Origin of the sequence: Streptomyces sp. NPDC047085 (assembly GCF_040643735.1) — a bacterium.
In the GTDB taxonomy this organism is placed as follows: domain Bacteria; phylum Actinomycetota; class Actinomycetes; order Streptomycetales; family Streptomycetaceae; genus Streptomyces.
In genome coordinates this window covers 209948-228206 of sequence record NZ_JBEYUW010000002.1, presented here as the reverse complement: position 1 = coordinate 228206, position 18259 = coordinate 209948, and the positions used below count along the sequence as shown (strand labels likewise).

Genomic DNA, 18259 nt, shown 5'->3' with positions numbered 1-18259 from the left:
GCCTCGGTGTTGGACCCGGGTCCGGCCTCCCCCCACGCGAAAGGCCGTCCCGCACATGGCCAGACCTGTCCCCGCGCTCGTCTCGCTCGCCGCCCTGTCCCTCGCCACCGGCCTGCTCACCGCCTCCCCGGCCCGGGCCGCCACCGGCGCCATCACCGGCCTCGCCGGAAAGTGCCTCGACGTCGCAGGGGCCGACTCCGCCGACGGCACACCCGTCCAGCTCTACGACTGCAACGGCACCGCCGCCCAGCAGCGGACGGTCGGCGGCGACGGCACCGTACGCGACCGCCCGTGCACCGGCGGCCCCGCCGACAGCTGCTCCGGCGTCTCCCAGTCCAACTGGGACTACACCCGCGTCTTCGCCGGCTACACCGGCTGACCTAGTCCACCAGGAGATTCCGTGCCTCGCCTCTTCCGCCGCCGCGGCACCACCGCGGCCGCGCTGGTCACCGCGGCGGCAGTGTCCCTGCTGACCGCCGCTCCCGCGCCCGCCCAGGCCGCCGCACTGCCCACCGGCTTCGCCACCGTCGTCGACGCCGCGAGCGGCAAGTGCCTGGACGCCCGCGCAGCCGCCACCGCCAACGGCACCGCCGTACAGCAGTACACGTGCAACGGCACCACGGCCCAGCAGTGGCGCTTCACCGCCACGAGCGACGGCTACGTCCGCATCGACAACCGCAACGACACCAGCCAGGTCGTGGACGTCTCGGACGTCTCCAGCGCCGACAACGCCCAGGTCCACCTGTGGGGTTACGGCGGCGGCGCCAACCAGCAGTGGCTGCCCGTCGACGACGGCGGCGGCGCCTACCACTTCGTCAACCGCAACAGCGGCAAGTGCCTGGACGACCCCGCCGCATCCACCGCCGACAGCGTGCAGTTCGTCCAGTACACCTGCAACGGCACCGCCGCCCAGCGCTTCCAGGTGACCCCGGTGTCCCAGAACTCCGACGACCCCGACCTCGGTCCCAACGTGGTCCTGTTCGACCCGTCGATGTCCTCAGCCACCATCCAGAGCAGGCTGGACTCCCTCTTCAAGCAGCAGGAGACCAACCAGTTCGGCTCCCAGCGCTACGCCGTCCTGTTCAGGCCCGGCACCTACAGCGCCGACGTCAACGTCGGCTTCTACACACAGGTCCTCGGCCTCGGCCTGACCCCGGACGCAGTCAACGTGAACGGAGCGGTGCACGCGGAGGCCGACTGGTTCCAGGGCAACGCCACCCAGAACTTCTGGCGCGGCGCCGAGAACCTCTCGGTCACCCCGAGGAACGGCGGCGACCGCTGGGCCGTCTCGCAGGCGGCGCCGTACCGGCGCATGCACCTGCGCGGCAACCTCGCCCTCGACGACGGCGGCTGGTCCTCCGGCGGCTACCTCGCCGACAGCAAGATCGACGGACAGGTCGACTCGGGCAGCCAGCAGCAGTGGCTGACCCGTAACTCCCAGCTGGGCAGCTGGACCGGCTCGAACTGGAACATGGTCTTCGTCGGCAGCCAGGGCGTCCCGGGCACCAGCTTCCCCAACCCGCCGCACACGACCGTCGCCCAGAGCCCGGTCACCCGGGAGAAGCCGTTCCTGTACGTCGACGGCTTCGGGAAGTACCAGGTGTTCGTGCCGTCCACCCGGACCAACTCCACGGCCACCAGTTGGGCGAGCGGCAGCCCGGCCGGCACCTCGCTGCCGCTGAGCCAGTTCTACGTCGTCAAGCCCGGCGCCACCGCCGCACAGCTGAACGCGGCGCTCGCCTCCGGACAGAACCTGCTGGTCACTCCCGGTGTCTATCACCTCGACCAGACCCTGAAGGTGACCCGCCCCGACACCGTCGTGCTCGGGCTCGGCCTCGCCACCTTCGTGCCCGACAACGGCATCACCGCGATGACCGTCGCCGACGTCGACGGCGTCAAGATCGCGGGCCTGCTCTTCGACGCCGGCACCACCAGCTCGAAGACCCTCGTCGAGGTCGGGCCGGCCGGCTCCGCCGCCTCCCACGCGGCCGACCCGACCTCCCTGCACGACGTCTACTTCCGCATCGGCGGCGCCGGCGTCGGCAAGGCGGCCACCAGCCTCATCGTCAACAGCGACAACGTCATCGGCGACCACATGTGGATCTGGCGCGCCGACCACGGCAGCGGCGTCGGCTGGACCAGCAACACCGCCGACACCGGGCTCGTCGTCAACGGCGACGACGTGACCATGTACGGGCTGTTCGTGGAGCACTTCCAGAAGCACCAGGTGATCTGGAACGGCAACGGCGGCCGCACCTACTTCTTCCAGAACGAGATGCCGTACGACCCGCCCAACCAGGCAGCCTGGATGAACGGCTCCACCCAGGGCTACGCCGCCTACAAGGTCGCCGACACCGTCACCAGCCACCAGGCGTACGGCCTCGGCAGCTACTGCTACTTCAACGTCAACCCCAGCGTCACCGCCGCCCACGCCATCGAGGCACCGAACAACCCCGACGTCCGCTTCACCAGCATGGTCACCGTCTCTCTCGGCGGCACCGGCACCATCAGCCACGTCGTCAACAGCACGGGGGGACCCTCCAACTCCACCACCAACGTGGCCGACCTCGTCCGCTACCCCTGACCGGCCCTCGCCCGGGCCCTCGCCCGGCCGGTCGAACGGGGACCGGCCGGGCGAGGGCTCGCTCGTACCACACGGATCAGCCGGGCCCCGGCCCCCGCGGAGGTGTCGGACCCCGCAGGCTGGATACGCGGACCGCAGGGCACCCGGCCCGGACAGGCGAACGGAGGCCACCGCGGTGACCGGTCTGCTGTGGGAGTACGACGGCTACGACCCGGCGCAGGAGAGCCTGCGCGAGTCCCTGTGCACCCTGGGCAACGGCCGTTTCGCCACCCGGGGAGCCCTGCCCGAGTGCGTCGCGGACAGCGTCCACTACCCCGGCACCTACGCGGCCGGCTGCTACGACCGCCTCACCTCCGAGATCGCCGGACGCCAGGTCGAGAACGAGGACATGGTCAACCTCCCCAACTGGCTGCCGCTGCGCCTGCGCCCCGTCGACGGCGACTGGCTCACCCCCGACACCACCCCCGTCGCCGAACACCACCTGGCCCTCCACCTCGACCCGGGCGTCCTGGAGCGCCGCACCCGCTACCGGCTCGCCGCCGACAGCACGCTCCTCGTGCGCCAGCTCCGCCTCGTCCACATGGCCGACCCCCACCTCGCCGCCCTGCGCACCGACCTCACCGTCGAGGGCACCGCCTGCGACCTGGAGGTGGAGGCCGCGCTCGACGGAACCGTCAGCAACGCGGGCGTGGCCCGCTACCGCGACCTGGACGGCCATCACCTCACCCACGTCGACACCGGCACCGCCGCACCCGGCACGAGCTGGCTGCACTGCCGTACCCGCACCTCGGACATCGTGATCGGCCTCGCCTCCCGGCTGACCGTCGACGGAGACGTCACCGGCGCGGAGCTCACCGACGCGCACGAGCCCGGGCGGGCCGTCCAGCGGCTCAACCTGCGGCTGACCCCCGGCCATACGGTCACGATCGACAAGTGCGTCGCCCTGCACACCTCCCACGACCCCGCCATCAGCGACCCGCTGGACGCGGCCGTCGACCGGGTCGGTGCCGCGCCCGGCTTCGACGAACTGCTCGACGCGCAGACCACGGCCTGGGAGCAGCTGTGGCGGGGCGCCGGATTGGAGGTGCCGGGCGAGTCCGGCCGCATCCTGCGCCTGCACCTCTTCCATGTACTGCAGACCCTCTCCCCGCACACAGCCGACCTCGACGTCGGCGTCCCCGCCCGCGGACTGCACGGCGAGGCCTACCGGGGGCACGTCTTCTGGGACGAGCTGTTCGTCCTGCCGTACCTCAACCTCCACCTGCCCGAGGTCTCCCGAGCCCTGCTGCACTACCGCCACCGCCGCCTGGACGCGGCCTGCCGCGCGGCCGGCGAGCTCGGCCGGCGCGGTGCGCTGTACCCGTGGCAGAGCGGCAGCGACGGCCGTGAGGAGACCCAGGAAGTGCACCTCAACCCCCGCTCCGGGCGCTGGCTGCCCGACCACTCCCGGCTGCAGCGGCACGTCGGCTCGGCGGTGGCGTACAACGTGTGGCAGTACTGCGAGGCGAGCGGCGACACCGCCTTCCTGCACGGCGAGGGCGCCGAGATGCTGCTGGAGATCGCCCGGTTCTGGGCCGACTCGGCCACCTACGACGACGGTCTCGGCCGGTACCGCATCCGGGGCGTCGTCGGCCCCGACGAGTACCACGACGCCTACCCGGGCGCGGCCGAACCCGGCCTGGACGACAACACGTACACCAACGTCACCGCCGCCTGGGTGCTCACCCGCGCCCTGGAACTGCTCGAGTTGCTGCCGGAGCCGCGCCGCCGCGAACTCACCGAGAGCATCGGCCTGGAGCTGGACGAACCCGCCCGCTGGGAGGAGGTCTCCCGCGGCCTCCACGTGCCCTTCCACGACGGGGTGGTCAGCCAGTTCGAGGGCTACGGCGACCTCGCCGAACTGGACTGGGACGACTACCGCAAGCGGTACGAGGACATCCGGCGCCTGGACCGGATCCTGGAGGCCGAGGGCGACACCGTCAACCGCTACAAGGCGTCCAAGCAGGCCGACGTGCTGATGCTCGGTTACCTCTTCTCACCGGCCGAACTCCGCTCCCTGTTCGCCCGGCTCGGCCACCATCTCGACGACGACATCTGGTCCGCCACCGTCGACCACTATCTGCGCCGCACCACCCACGGCTCCACCCTCAGCGGCCTGGTCCACGGCTGGATCCTGGCCCGCGCCCGCCGCGCCGACGCCTGGAGCTGCGTGGACGAGGCGCTGCGCGGCGACATCGCCGACGTGCAGGGCGGCACCACCGGCGAGGGCATCCACCTCGGCGCCATGGCCGGCACCCTCGACCTGGTCCAGCGCGGCCTGACCGGTCTGGAGACCCGCGACGGCGCGGTGTGGCTCGACCCGGTGCCGCTGCCCGGCTTCTCCTCCTACGGCTTCGCCCTGCGCTACCAGGAGCACTGGGGTGTCCACCTGCGGCTGCGCGCCGGGCTGCTGGAGGCCGCCGTACCGGCCTCGCACGCCTCGCCGATCGACATCCGCCTCCCGGACCGGCTGGTGTCCGTCCAGCCGGGGGAGACGGTGCGGCTGCTGCTGGTGCAGTGAGTGTCAGCTGGTCCAGCGGCCGTCGGCCTGGCGGTGCTCCTGCTGCGGCGGGCGCTTGACCGGCGGCTGCTGCTGGTTCTTGGCCTGTTCGATGGCCGCCTGGGAGGCCTGGGTGTGGTAGTAGAGCAGCTTGCCCTGTCCTCGTGCGGCCAGGCCGTGATGTCCCTTGACCGGAGAGTTCTTACGCATGACTCGACTCCTTGCTCGCATCAGGTCTGCGTTTCCGGAGGCCCGGTCACCGGCGTTCGACGAGCCCGTGAATCTGTACCGCTCACGGTACGCCGCCCCTGCCCGTGCGGCGAGCGAACCTTCGGGGCTTTCGAGGTGCGGGTACCCACGCGTGGTGCGACGCTGACAAGATGCACACCTCAGAGCTGACTCCCGAGATCCGGGCCGCTCTCAGTGAGGAGCGGCCGTACCCCGCCATCACCCTGGTCGTACCGACCGAACCGGACTTCCCCTTCAGCGAGAAGAACCGGATCATCCTGCGGGACCTCGTCATCGAGGCCAAGCGGCGGCTGGCGGACGACCCCGACGTGGGGCGGGATACGAAGCTGGAGCTGCGGAACCACGTGCTGGATCCGTCGTTGATCGAGCGCGAGGTCGATCCGTACCAGCCCGACGACGCCATGGTCGTGTATCTGGCCGCGAACGAGCCGGTGCAGGTGTGGCAGATGACGTCGCTGACCGCGGTGGAGCCGCGGGTCGAGTTCGCCACGTCGTTCCTGACGCGCTACCTGGTGGGCGCCGAGCAGCGGTCCCGGCCGTTCCTGGCACTGGTCCTCGACCAGGAGAAGTGCAGGCTGTACCACGGTTCGGTGCGGCGCCTGCTGGAGGTGGAGCACCACGGCTTCCCGTGTGCCCCCGCGGCCCCGTCGCCGGAGGACGCGCTGCCCGGGGCGATCCCGCACGCGGCGCCCTACGAGGGGCACGAGGAGCGGGTCCAGCAGTATCTGCGCAGGGTCGACAAGCGGCTCGGCGACGCCCTCGGCGAGCACGCCGGTCTGCCGTTGTTCGTCGTCGGCGGCGACAAGATCCTCGCGGCGTTCCGGGACGTGACCGCGCACGGCGGCCACATCGCGGGCACGCTGCCGCTGACCGGGATGGACAAGGACAGGCCGCAGGAGCTGATGAAGCGGCTGGAGCCGGTCCTCGCCGAGTTCCACGAGCGGCAGGTCGCCGAGGCCCTGTCCCAGCTGGGCGAGGCGCAGGGACTGGGCAAGTACGCCGGTGGCCCGGCGGAGGTGTGGACCGCCGTCGCCGACAAGCGGGTGCAACGGCTGATCGTGGAGGAGGGTCTGGTCCTGGCGGGCCGGATCACCGGGGACGGCAGGGTGCTGGACCTGGTGGAGGTGCCCGCGCCGGTGACCCTGCCAGAGCCGAAGCCGTTCGTCGAGCCCCCGGCGCACGCGATGGGCGTGTCCACCGACATCGTCGAGCAGCTCGTCGACCGGGCGATCGCGGCGGACACGCAGGTCCTCTTCGTCCCCGACGGCACCCTCGCGGGAGCGGGCGGCGTGGCCGCGGTGCTGCGGTACTGACACTGACCGAGTCGACGGCCTCCTTCTGGCGGACGTGGGCCCTGCGTGACGCTTCATCGGCGGTGTGACGGAACGAGCCGGCGCGCGGCCGGCACTCTCACTGTGCCGCCTGGCTCGGGGGAGCGCGCGTTCGTTAGCCCAGGCCAGTGGCAGCCGATGCACAGAGTCGTACAAGGCGGAGACGACCTCGTCGCGGCCCGCCGCGCGCCGCGACCGCCGGTGACCGGTGTCAACGGCCGCTGCCGCAAGGGTGGATGAGCAGCAGGGCGATGTCGTCACTGCGGGACGCCGCTTGCCGCGCCGGTTCGACGAGGATCTCGGCGACGGCGTCCATGCTCCGGCCGCCGGCCCGGGCGAGCCGGTCGGCGAGGCCCGCGACGGCCTCGCCGAGGTCGACACCGGGGGCCTCCACCAGGCCGTCGGTGAACAGGACGAGCACCGCGCCGGGCGGCAGCGCGACCTCGGTCGTCGGATAGTCGGCGGCCGGGTCGATGCCCAGCAGCAGCCCCGGCGGGAGGTCGAGCGCCTCGGTGTGCCCGCCGGGGTGGCGCAGCAGGGGAGGGAGGTGGCCGGCGCTGGCCAGGAGGGCGCGGTGGCCGTCCAGATCGAGGTGGGCGTAGAGGCAGCTGGTGAACAGGCCGGTGTCGAGATCGGTGAGCAGGCGGTTGGTGCGGGCCAGGACTTCCCCGGGGGGTGCGCCGGCGGTGGCGTGCACGGCGGTGCGGACCTGTCCCATGAGGGCGGCGGCGTTCACGTTGTGGCCCTGGACGTCGCCGATGGCCGCGGCCGCCGTCGCCTCGTCGAGGCGGATGAGGTCGTAGAAGTCGCCGCCGACGTCGACGCCGTGCGCGGCCGGAAGATAGCGGGCGGCCACCTCCAGGCCGGGGACCGGGGGCAGCGCCTGGGGCAGCAGGGCGGCCTGCAGGCCGTGGGCGAGGTCGTGCTTGGCGTCGTACAGATGGGCCCGGTCCAGGGCCTGGGCGACCAGACCGGCGGTCGCGGTGAGGGCGGCCCGCTCCTCCTGGTCGAAGCGGTGGGGCCGGTCGTGGGAGAGCGCGCAGCAGCCGACGGGCCGGCCGGAGGCGATCAGCGGCAGGAAGGCCCAGGCGGCCTTGCCCGACATCCGGGAGATGCCGGGGTACAGCGGCTCCGCCTCCTCCGGGGAGGAGAAGAAGCTGGGCACTCCGTCGCGCAGCGCGCGGGTGGTCGGACTCGGCGCGGCGTCCAGGGGAGTGCCGTCGAAGCGGGCGACGACCTCGGCGTCGTAGCCCCGGTGACCGATGACCCGCAGCCTGCCGGCCTCCGTCACGAACAGGATGAGGCCCTGCGCGTCGAAGGCGGGCAGCAGCTGGTCGGCGACCATGTCCACCACGTCCTGGACCCCGGCGGCCTCGGAGAGCATGGCCGCCAGGTGCAGCAGGTGGTACAGCCCGAGGGCCCCGCCCGGTGCGCCCGGGGAGGCGGGCCGGGGCACCTCCGGCACGTCGGAGGCGAGGGCGGTGGGGATGTGGGCGGCGGGGGTGATGCGGACGCTGATGCCGGAGGCGTCGGCGTAGAGATGGAAGGACAGCCACCGGTCCGGCGGGCGCAGGGCGGTGAAGGACCTGGGCTCGTGGCTGAAGACCACGGCACGGAAGTGGTCCTCGACCATCGGCTCGGCCAGCCACGGCAGTTCCGTCCACAGGCGCGCGCCCAGCAGGCCGGGGACGTCGGCTCCGAGGAGGTCGGCGGCGGTCGTGGTGATGAAGGTGATCCGGCCGTCCTGATCCAGCGCGCAGCTGCCCCCGGGCAGGCGCTCGGCGAAGTCGGCCGCGGCCGTCTTCTCGACCGGCCCCGGGGCGCGGGGGCGGAGCGGGGGAACCACGCGCGGCTCCGGCCCGGGCAGCACCGGGTCACCCGCGGCGGCGGCCCGTCGCAGGAGCAGTCCCAGGCGGTGGCAGCAGAAGTGCACCGCGTCACGCTCCCACTGGGGCATCCGCGGCGGGTGCGAGGCGGGCCACCGCAGCACCAGCCCGCCCCAGACGGTGGCGTCGGTGATGATCGGCGCCGCGGCCGCCGCGAAGCTGTAGGGCAGCACGAGCGCGGACCGCGGGTACGAGCGGGCCATCTCCTCGTGGCTGCCCACCCACACCAGGCGCCGCTCGCGCACGGCGTCGGCCACCGGGACCGGATCGGCGAGCGGCACCCGCGACCAGGGCGCGACGAGCTTCGGTGTGTCCCCGCACAGCAGCGTCAGCCGCAGCACCCGCCCGCCCGGCGGCAGCAGGTACACATAGCCCGCGGACGCGCCCGTCTCCCGTACGACCTCGGCCAGCATCTGGGCCGGCAGCTCCGGGCCGGAGCCGGCGGCCGTGTCGACGTCGGCACGGTTGCGCACGCTGTCCCACCCTCCCTCGACGGTCGGCGCGGATGCCCGGCCCGGCCTTGTCGAGCGTTGGCCCTATACGGACGATATTCCCGCCGCACGGCCACGACACCTCGGCGGGGCGCGGCACGGGATGCCTTGTGCCAGCGCCTGTCACATGCCCGCGTCCCTCAAGTGGCACCACCTGTCATGCCCGGCGCCGGACGCCGTGCCACCACGTCTCGACCGCCGCAAGACTCTCCACTTTGAGGATGCGTCAAGAGGCGCCGATCCGCGCCCAGTTGGCTCCGTGGCGGAAAGCTGCCACGGCGCAAAGCCGCCTGGGCCTGCGAATTCTGCATCCTCCAACGGTCTGTCAGGGTTGGCCCACCGCCAGCACCGACCGGTTTGGAGAGCGATGCGCTCGATATCGCGTACGTTTCTGGGCGCGGCGACAGCCGCCGTCCTGGCCGCCACCGCAGCCGTGCCCTCCGTCGCGGCGACGCCCGGAGGGCCCGCCGGAAAGAAGAGACCTCTCACCGGATCCACCGCCGCAGCACAGGGCGCCGCGCATTCGGTCGTGACCCTCGTGACCCTCGTGACCGGGGACCGGGTCCTGGTCAGCGAGGACCCCTCGGGACACAGCTCCGCGACCCCGTTGCCCGACGAGGACGGCGGCACACCGCTCGTCCAGACCCGGCAGGTCGGCAAGGACCTCTACGTCTACCCCGAGAGCGCCGCCCCCGCGATCGCCGCGGGCCGCGTCGACCAGGAACTGTTCAACGTCACCGGCCTGGTGCGCCAGGGCTACGACGACGCGCACTCCGACACGCTGCCGCTCATCGCCGTCTACGACACCTCCGTCGACGTCGCCCGCGGCGTGCCCGCGACCCCGCGCGGCGCCGAGCGCGGCCTCGTCCTCGACGCGGTCGACGGCGTCGCCCTGAATGCGTCCAAGAAGAACGCCGCCTCCTTCTGGGCGGACATCAGCACGCCCCGCTCCCGGGCGGCCGGCGACCTGAAGAAGCTGTGGCTGGACAGCAAGGTCCAGGCCACGCTCGACAGGTCGACCCGGCAGGTGCACGCGCCGGAGGCCTGGGCTGCCGGGTACGACGGCAAGGGCACCAAGGTCGCCGTGCTCGACACCGGCGTCGACGCCGAACACCCCGACCTCAAGGGCCGGATCGGCGCCACGGAGAACTTCACCGACTCGCCCGACACCGCGGACCGTCAGGGTCACGGCACCCACACCACCTCCACGGTCGGCGGCACAGGCGCGGCGAGCGGCGGCACGAAGCGCGGTGTCGCACCGGGCACCGAACTCCTCGTCGGCAAGGTGCTCGACGACTCCGGCTCCGGCGCCACCTCGTGGATCATCGCGGGCATGCAGTGGGCCGTCGACCAGCACGCCGACGTCGTCTCCATGAGCCTGGGCAACCCGGCCCCCACCGACTGTTCCGATCCGATGGCCACGGCCACCGAGGCGCTGGCCCGCGGCAACAAGGACACCCTGTTCGTGATCGCGGCCGGCAACACCGGTCCGTCCCTCAACTCGGTGTCCTCGCCCGGCTGCGCGCCGAGCGTGCTGACCGTCGGCGCCGTCGACCGCGACGATTCCACCGCCTGGTTCTCCAGCCGCGGTCCCGTGCGCGACGCGCACACCCTCAAGCCCGAGATCGCGGCGCCCGGCGTCGACATCTCCGCCGCCTCCGCGGGCGGCCGCGGCGTCTACGCGTACCGCACCATGAGCGGCACCTCGATGGCGACCCCGCATGTCGCGGGTGCCGCCGCCCTCGTCAAGCAGCGCCACCCCGACTGGAGCGCGCAGCAGGTCAAGGCCGCGCTGGTCTCCTCCGCAGACAGCGCCGTCCCCGGCGACGTACGTGAGACCGGCGGCGGACGCCTCGACGTGAAGGCCGCGATCGACCAGACCGTGCTCAGCGCGCCCGCCGTCCAGGGCGGCAGCTTCGGCTGGCCCCAGAGCAAGGCCGACCGCACCACCGTCGACGTGCCGTACACCAACACCACCGACCACCCGGTCACGCTGAACCTCGCCGTCCGGGACGTCACCGGCAACGACGGCTCCACCGTCCACTCGGCCCTCGCCAAGCCGGCCGACCGCACCGTCACCGTGCCGGCGGGCGGCACCGTCGAGGTGCCGCTCCGGCTGGACCCGGACGCCTCGCTCAAGGCGGGCCAGTACGGCGACGTCACCGGCCGCGTCATCGCCACCACCGGCACCGACGCCGCCGACCGGGTCACCGTCTCCACCCCGTTCGCGCTGTACGTCCAGCCGGAGACCGTCACCCTCCGCGTCAAGGTCGTCGACCGCAGCGGCAACCCCGCCGCGGGCTCCTCCTCCGTCGACCTCGTCGGCATGGACGACGCGATCGGCGAGCGGCGCTACAACAGCGGCGCCGCCGAGCAGACGTACCGGATCCGGCCCGGCAGCTACTTCCTGTCCTCCTTCATCACCACGCCGGACAGCGACGGCCCCCAGACCGACTCGATCACCTACGCGGCCGACCCGCAGCTGGACATCGCCAAGGAAACCACCGTCGTCCTCGACGCACGCGAGGCGCACCGCCTGTCCGTGCGCACCGACCGGCCCAGCGAGAGCCACAGCACCACCCTGGCCTTCTCCCGCTCGTGGGACGGCGTCTGGCAGCACGCGGGCTCGCTGAGCGGCGGCCGCCAGATCAACGGCTTCTACGCCGACGTCCAAGGGCGCGCCCACGACGGCGACTTCGAGTTCGGCAGCTACTGGCGCCGCTACGCCCCGCAGATCACCGACTTCGGCATGGCCGACGGACCGCGCCTGCACCCGGTCACCGCCGGCACCGGCTCCGCCAACCTCGACGGCACCGGCAGCGCCCAGGTCGTCGCCGCGGGCGCCGGCACCCCGGCGGAACTCGCCTCGGCCCAGGTCAAGGGCAGGATCGCGCTGATCCGGGTCCCCGACACCACCACTTCCGTCGGCAAGCAGGCCCAGGACGCCAAGGCGGCCGGAGCCGTCGCGCTCATCGCCTACCACGAGGCCCCCGCCCGCTGGTACCCCTCCGTCGGCATCGGCGGACCGCTACCGGTCCTCGCGCTTCCCGCCGACGAGGCGAAGACCGTCCTGGACCGGCTCGCATCGGGCCCGGTCACCCTCGACTGGCGGGCCACCGCCGTGAGCCCGTACGTCTACAACCTCGCCTTCCCGGAGAACGGACCGATCGAGTCCGACCGGACCTACCGCGACCGCGACACCGAGCTCGGCAGCACCGAGGCCACCTACCACGCCATGGGCGTCGCCGCCGACTACCTCGACGGGGTGATCGCATACCGGCCGGACGCGAATGTCTCCCTCGGTCTGCTGGACCTGGTCGCGGCGCCCGGCAAGCGCACCGAGTACTACTCCACGGGCGACACCGGCTTCTCGCAGCGGGTCTCCAGCAGCTTCCCCTGGGGCGAGTTCATGAACGGCGCCACCCACACCTACACGGCGGGCGAACAGCGCACCGAGAGCTGGTACGGCGGCGTCCTCGCCCCCGCCGCCCCGCGCGACGCCTCGGGCCGGGAGCAGCTCGCCGCCGAGCGGCAGGGCAACCTCATGGGCATCGCACCCGGCTTCTGGGGCGACAGTGAACACAGCGCGACCCAGGGCTCGTTCGGCGACATCGGCAACATGACCCTGCGCATCAATGGTCAGCAGGCCGGGTCGAGCATCTACCCCTACGGCGTCTTCGACGTCCTGGCTGCCGACTCCGCGTACGAACTGACCCTGCGCACCGAAAAGTTCGGCTCGCCCGCGAAGGTCTGGAAGCGCTCCACCTCCACCGAGACCACCTGGTCCTTCCGCTCCCGGCTCGACGAGAACGCGTACTCGCAGGGCCTGCCCCTCCTCTTCCCGCGCTACGACATCCCCGAGGACGGCATGAAGACGCTGGCGGCACGCGACGGCCGGCACATCACCCTCACCGCGACCGGCCACGCCGGCTACACACCCGGCGCCCTGCGCACCGCGAAGCTCTCGTACTCGTACGACGGCGGCGACACGTGGACCGAGGCGGCGACCGCCGAGCACGACGGCGTCTGGACCGCGACGGTGAACCACGCCGACGCCTCCGGCAAACAGGTCACGCTGAAGGTCACGTTGACCGACGCGAACGACAACTCGGTCACCCAGACCGTGGTGCGCGCCTACGACGTGCGCTGACCCACCTCGCGCCGGCGACCGCCGGACGGCACCCCCACCGGGGGTGCCGTCCGGCGGTTCGCCGCGCCGGGTCGCACGTCACCCGGCCGCGGTGCGGAGCGCAAGCCCCGTCAGGGACAGCTGGCCGCCGAACTGCGCGACCGGAGACATGGTCGCGTCGACGAAGGTGAGCGTGCGGGTCAGGGAGGGGGGCTGGGAGAGCCAGAGAGGTACGGCGTCGGGGGTGAGGGTGACGGCGCGGTCCGCCGGCAGCGGGGCGCCGCCGAGGCCCACGAGCGTGCCGGACAGTTTGCTGACGTAAAGCGTCACTGTGCCGTCGTCGCCCCGCCCCTCGATGGTGGACGTGCTCGCGGGCCTGGACCGCAGCCGCAGCGCCGCACGCCCTCGGCCCGCGGTCACGTCCAGGTCGACGGCCTCCAGTGACCGCGCGGTGAACTTCAGTACCCGCACGGCCCCGGCTGCGGTCCGCAGGGTGACCACGCCGCGGAACCTGCTGCCGCGCAGCACGAGCCGGTCCGCGCGTAGTACCCAGGAGCCGTTCGCCGGGCGGACCGGAGGCAGGTCGAGCGGTGCGCCGGAGGATGAGGACGGTGCCGGCGAGGCACTGGGCGGTGCCGACGCGCTCCTCGGTGTCGGTGTCGGTGTTGTCGGTGTCCTCGGAGTCGTCGGGGTCACCGGTGCTGTTGGTGCTGCCGGCGTCGTCGGCGGCGCCGGTGTCGGGGGAGCGGTGAGGTGCAGGGCCAGGGGCACGGCGGCCAGGGCCAGGGCGCAGGCGACGGGCCCGAGCCGGTGGTCAGCCGCCACTGGGGCCCTCCTCCGCCGGAGCGGCCGTGGGCGGCGGCATCCAGGCGCAGGCCAGCGAGCCGCCGATCAGGCCGGAGATCACTCCGAGGAACATGCCGCCGAAGTTCGCGACCGGAAAGGAGATGAGGGAGAGGAGCAGGGTCGCGATCCCGGCGAACACGCGCAGGTGGGGCCGGTACCAGAGGGCGAGTCCCAGGGTCATGAGCAGGACGCCGATGGTCAGGGATCCGGCACCGGACGTGGTCGACAGGGCCAGGGGAATGCCGCCCAGGTCCAGATGCGCGTAAGGCCAGTAGAGGATGGGCAGCCCGGCCTTGAAGGTGAACACCCCGGCCCAGAAGGGACGTTCACCGCGCCAGGTCCTGAACCTGTGCCGGATCTCCGCCACGGTGACGGGCGTTTCACGTGATCCGCCGGGGAAGTGGGCGATCAGGCGTCGTACCGGGGTCAGCATTCGTGGCGGCCCCGCTCGAGCACGGCACGCAGACCGGGAACGTCGAACGTGGCGGCGGAGACCGCGACCGCGTTCACACGCACGTCGGTCAGGGTCACCGACCGGGCCTGCTGGCCGGGGAGGTCGGGGTCGAAGAACCGCGATTTCCGGTCCCCGGGACTGACGGGTCCCTCGGTGATGGCACCCTGCGCGACGCCGAGGTCCAGGTCCCGGAAGTTCGCCTGCCCGGCGGCCTCGGCGGTCGCGTCGATGAACAGCTCCGACGCCTCGATGGGCCGTTCGTCGCCGCCGGTGAGTCTCAGCGTCTGCGGCCCCAGCACCGGGAGGTCGATCGTCACGGACTGGCACAGCCCGCTGATCTCCGCGTGCCGTGCCCCGGTGACCAGCACGGGCACGGGTTCGCGCTTCCTGGTCACGTCGATCGTGCTGTAGAGGCTGAAGCCGTTGGCGACCAGCTTGTCCGCGGTGATCTGGAACTTCTCGCCGGAGATGAAGAACGACGCGGCGAGCACGCCCTGCGCCATGGCGATCCCGAGTGCCGCGCAGGCGGCGACACCGGGGACCAGGACGGCCGCGAAGACCCTCCAGCGGGTTCTGCCCACCCCGTGCGCCATCCGGTCTCCTTCGGTCGTCAAGTGATCTCCCCGGTGCCCGACAAAGCCAAAGATGTCTCATTTGTTCTGCTTGTCGGTGACGGATCCTAGGGTCCCGGGCGCGGCAATCAGCTGCACGCCGGGTCCGCCGGACGGGTGATGCAACGTTTACTGGGCTCTTCGGGCTACAGATGCGGCCGGGCGTGCCGCCCGCGCGTTCAGGGCGTGACGATCGCGAAGTCGGGGTCCGGTTCGTCGAGGTGGCCGAGGAGTTCGGCCAGCTTGCCCGCGTCGCCGCTGACCTGGACGTCGGGGCGCGCCGTCAGGTCGGCCGGGGCGACGGCGCCGAGCAGCACGGCCCGCAGATCGCTCTCGGCGAGGGTGAACTCGACGTCCGGTGCGGCCCGTTCGCGACCGGCCCCGGTGTCGGTGACATGGGTGAGGACGCCGTTGCGCAATCGCATCGTGACGGGCTCCCCGTCGGTCAGGTTCCAGCGGACCGTGATGTCCGCGTCCCAGCTGCGCGGACCGTCCACCCGGATGGCGAGCGCGTCGAAGAGCTGGTCCAGTGTCAACGCGTCCAGCACATCGGGTGAGGCCGTCACGGTGGGCGTGCCGACCGAGCCGTGCCGCAGTTCGTACGCCCCCATGAGGAAGAAGTTGCGCCAGGTGCCGTTCTCGCTGCCGTAGCCGAGCTGCTCCAGGGCGTCGGCCTGCAGCGCCCGGGCCTCGGCGTTGTCCGGGTCGGCGAACACCACATGGCCGACGACCTGCGCCACCCAGCGGAAGTCGCCGTCGGCGAACGACTCGCGGGCCCGGCGCAGGACCTCGTCGGCGCCGCCCATGAAATCCACGTACCGCCGCGCGGACTCGGCCGGCGGATGCTCCCACAGGTGCGCCGGGTTGCCGTCGAACCAGCCCAGGTACCGCTGGTAGATCGCCTTGGTGTTGTGGCTGACCGAGCCGTAGTAGCCGTGGGTGTGCCAGGCCCGCTCCAGCGCCGGGGGCAGCTCCATCCGTTCGGCGATCTCCAGCGCGGTCAGGCCCTGGTTGATCAGGCGCAGGGTCTGGTCGTGGAGGTACGCGTACAGGTCGCGCTGCTCGGTCAGGAACGCGACGACCCGCTCGCGGCCCCGGACCGGCCAGTGGTGCGAGGCGAAGGCCACGTCGCTGGAGTCGGCGAACAGTCCGATCGCCTCCGTGAGGTAGCCGGCCCACACCCGGGGGTCGCGGACCTCGGCGCCGCGCAGGGTGAGCAGGTTGTGCAGGTTGTGGGTGGCGTTCTCGGCCATGCACAGCGCCGCGTGGTCGGCGAAGTGGATGTTCAGCTCCGCGGGCGCCTCGGTGCCCGGGGTGAGCTGGAAGACCATCCGGATGCCGTCGACGGTCTCGGTCTGCCCGGTGCGGATGATGTCCAGCGTCGGCGCGATCAGGCCGACCGCGCCGGTCGAGGTCGTCTGCCCCAGACCGGCGCCGATCTGCCCGCGCTCGCCCTTCGGCAGCGCGGCGCCGTACATGTAGGCGGCCCGGCGGCTCATGGCCGTACCGGCGTAGACGTTCTCGCTGACGGCGTGCTTCAGGAAACCGTGCGGGGCGATCACCGCAACGCCGCCGGCGACGTCCTCGTCGGTGACGACCCCCCGCACGCCGCCGAAGTGATCGACATGGCTGTGCGTGTAGAGCACACCGGTCACGGGCCGGTCCCCGCGGTGGCCGCGGTACAGGGCGAGGCCCGCGGCGGCGGTCTCGGCAGAGATCAGCGGGTCGATGACGAGGATGCCGTGGCCGCCCTCGACGATCGTCATGTTCGACAGGTCGAAGCCGCGCACCTGGTAGATGCCCTCGACCACCTCGAACAGGCCGTGATCGGAGCAGAGCCGGCTCTGCCGCCACAGGCTGGGGTTGGCCGTGTCCGGGCAGTCCTGGTTCAGGAATCCGTAGGCGTCCAGGTCCCACACGGCGCGCCCCTCGGCGTCGCGGATCACGCTCTCCCGCGCGGTGCCCATGAAGCCGCGGCGCGCGTCCTCCAGGTCCTGGGCGTCGTCGAAGGCGAACCGCCGCCGTACCGCCTCGTTCGCCGCCGTGATCCCCGGCTGGGCGGGCTTGGCTTCGGTGTTCTCAGGCATGTCGAGCTCCCCACGGGACGAGGGTGAAGCGGCTGCTCATGGGCGCGCGGGCCACCGCCACCGTCCCTCCGGCCGGGCACTCGCACGACCGGGTGTGCGCCATCCGGACGAACGAGGTCCAAGTCACCTGATTGTCCGAATTTCTTTACTGCTTCTTTCCCCACGGAAACCCGCCCGGGCCGCATGCTGAACCACCGCCATCGCATTGGGCGTCGATGGCGGGCCACCCCCATTCACGAAGGACCGAAGGCCCTTGCCCGCACCCGTTTTCCTCGTCGGCCGCAAGACGCGGCTGGAGCCCCTCGCCCCCCACCACGCCGAGGCCCTGGCCGAAGCCGCGGGCGAGGACCGTACGACCTACGCCTTCACCCCCGTCCCCCACGGCGTGGAGGGTGCCCACGGCTACATCGAGCGTGCGCTCGGTGAACAGGCGGTGGGCCGGATCCTGCCCTTCGCGGTGATCAATGCCGTGGACGGGCGGGTGGTGGGCGCCACGCGCTTCCAGGAGCTGGACTACTGGCAGGGCCCGATGGTCTGGCCCTCGGTTCCCGGCGTCCCGTACGGCGATCCGGCGACCGCGGTGCCGGACGCCGCCGAGATCGGCAACACGTGGCTCTCGCCCCGTGCCCAGGGAACCGGCATCAACACCGAGGCGAAGCTGTTGATGTTGCGCCATGCCTTCGAGACCTGGGGTGTCCGCCGGATCTCCTTCCGCGCCGACGCCCGCAATCTGCGCTCCCGAGCCGCCATCGAGCGGCTGGGCGCCACCTGCGAGGGCATCCGCCGAGCCCACTCGCGCGGCCTGGACGGCGTGGTCCGCAGCACTGCGTTCTACTCGATCCTCGACGAGGAGTGGCCCACCGTCCGTGACCTCATCCAGCTGCGCATGGCCGGGACGGTGTCACCCGCGGTGCTGGACCGCGCCCCGGACGCCGCCTGCACCTGACGCGGCCGGTACCTGACGCGGCCCGCCCCGGCGCCCGCCCCGCCCGTTGATCGCCGGCAAGGCGATCTCCGGGACGGGGAGGAACCGGGGCGGAGCCGTGTTCACC

General features: G+C 72.3%; 11 protein-coding genes and 1 pseudogene. 6 read left to right on the top strand and 6 right to left on the bottom strand.

All coding sequences use genetic code 11. From position 1 onward, the window contains the following. Window positions 1–55: 55 nt before the first annotated feature. The 3 genes and pseudogenes from ABZ865_RS06710 to ABZ865_RS06700 all read left to right on the top strand — a co-directional run. Window positions 56–283 (top strand): annotated as a pseudogene (locus ABZ865_RS06710) (ricin-type beta-trefoil lectin domain protein); the annotation flags it as partial. Window positions 284–460: 177 nt separating this feature from the next. Beyond that, window positions 461–2584 carry an RICIN domain-containing protein gene (locus tag ABZ865_RS06705; RefSeq protein WP_361227177.1) on the top strand — a complete coding sequence of 708 codons (2124 nt, stop codon included), beginning with the start codon at window positions 461–463 and terminating at the stop codon, window positions 2582–2584. Between the two features lie 175 nt (window positions 2585–2759). Further along, a complete protein-coding gene (locus ABZ865_RS06700) occupies window positions 2760–5144 on the top strand; it encodes a glycosyl hydrolase family 65 protein (RefSeq protein ID WP_361224960.1) in 2385 nt (794 codons plus the stop codon). Window positions 5145–5147: 3 nt separating this feature from the next. On the opposite strand, the gene ABZ865_RS06695 is transcribed toward ABZ865_RS06700, so the two are convergent. Then, window positions 5148–5333 (bottom strand): hypothetical protein, encoded by a 186-nt coding sequence (locus ABZ865_RS06695; RefSeq protein WP_361224957.1) that lies wholly within the window; start codon window positions 5331–5333, stop codon window positions 5148–5150. A gap of 170 nt (window positions 5334–5503) precedes the next feature. Between ABZ865_RS06695 and ABZ865_RS06690 the strand changes: the two genes are divergently transcribed. Further along, entirely contained in the window at window positions 5504–6685 is a 1182-nt protein-coding gene (locus ABZ865_RS06690; RefSeq protein WP_361224954.1) for a hypothetical protein, read from the top strand. Between the two features lie 229 nt (window positions 6686–6914). On the opposite strand, the gene ABZ865_RS06685 is transcribed toward ABZ865_RS06690, so the two are convergent. After that, complete coding sequence (locus tag ABZ865_RS06685) at window positions 6915–9002, bottom strand: SpoIIE family protein phosphatase (RefSeq protein WP_361227174.1); 2088 nt, start codon at window positions 9000–9002, stop codon at window positions 6915–6917. 445 nt (window positions 9003–9447) lie between these two features. Between ABZ865_RS06685 and ABZ865_RS06680 the strand changes: the two genes are divergently transcribed. After that, window positions 9448–13230 (top strand): S8 family serine peptidase, encoded by a 3783-nt coding sequence (locus ABZ865_RS06680; RefSeq protein ID WP_361224951.1) that lies wholly within the window; start codon window positions 9448–9450, stop codon window positions 13228–13230. Window positions 13231–13308: 78 nt separating this feature from the next. Here the strand turns inward: ABZ865_RS06680 and ABZ865_RS06675 are convergent, their stop codons facing one another. From ABZ865_RS06675 to ABZ865_RS06660, 4 genes are all read right to left on the bottom strand, one after another. Continuing rightward, on the bottom strand, window positions 13309–14034 hold the full coding sequence (locus ABZ865_RS06675; RefSeq protein ID WP_361224948.1) for a hypothetical protein: 726 nt from the start codon (window positions 14032–14034) through the stop codon (window positions 13309–13311). Then, a complete protein-coding gene (locus tag ABZ865_RS06670) occupies window positions 14024–14488 on the bottom strand; it encodes a DUF6114 domain-containing protein (protein WP_361224945.1) in 465 nt (154 codons plus the stop codon). The genes ABZ865_RS06675 and ABZ865_RS06670 overlap by 11 nt, the downstream gene beginning before the upstream one ends. Then, the gene (locus tag ABZ865_RS06665) at window positions 14482–15123 is read right to left on the bottom strand and encodes a DUF6230 family protein (RefSeq protein ID WP_361224942.1); all 642 of its coding nucleotides are present in this window, start codon (window positions 15121–15123) and stop codon (window positions 14482–14484) included. Before ABZ865_RS06665 ends, ABZ865_RS06670 begins: the two co-directional genes overlap by 7 nt. 176 nt (window positions 15124–15299) lie before the next feature. Beyond that, window positions 15300–17207 carry an alkyl sulfatase dimerization domain-containing protein gene (locus tag ABZ865_RS06660; RefSeq protein WP_361224939.1) on the bottom strand — a complete coding sequence of 636 codons (1908 nt, stop codon included), beginning with the start codon at window positions 17205–17207 and terminating at the stop codon, window positions 15300–15302. 253 nt (window positions 17208–17460) lie between these two features. On the opposite strand from ABZ865_RS06660, the gene ABZ865_RS06655 reads away from it, so the two are divergent. Further along, window positions 17461–18153, top strand: coding sequence for a GNAT family protein (locus tag ABZ865_RS06655; protein WP_361224937.1), 693 nt, complete (start codon window positions 17461–17463; stop codon window positions 18151–18153). The last annotated feature ends 106 nt before the right edge of the window (window positions 18154–18259 follow it).

What these genes read in the sequence shown, in the direction of transcription:
- ABZ865_RS06690 (WP_361224954.1), top strand. Translation starts at nt 5,504, where the DNA reads ATGCACACCTCAGAGCTGACTCCCGAGATCCGGGCCGCTCTCAGTGAG.
- ABZ865_RS06680 (WP_361224951.1), top strand. Translation starts at nt 9,448, where the DNA reads ATGCGCTCGATATCGCGTACGTTTCTGGGCGCGGCGACAGCCGCCGTC.
- ABZ865_RS06685 (WP_361227174.1), bottom strand. Translation starts at nt 9,002, where the DNA reads ATGCTGGCCGAGGTCGTACGGGAGACGGGCGCGTCCGCGGGCTATGTG.
- ABZ865_RS06670 (WP_361224945.1), bottom strand. Translation starts at nt 14,488, where the DNA reads ATGCTGACCCCGGTACGACGCCTGATCGCCCACTTCCCCGGCGGATCA.
- ABZ865_RS06660 (WP_361224939.1), bottom strand. Translation starts at nt 17,207, where the DNA reads ATGCCTGAGAACACCGAAGCCAAGCCCGCCCAGCCGGGGATCACGGCG.
- ABZ865_RS06695 (WP_361224957.1), bottom strand. Translation starts at nt 5,333, where the DNA reads ATGCGTAAGAACTCTCCGGTCAAGGGACATCACGGCCTGGCCGCACGA.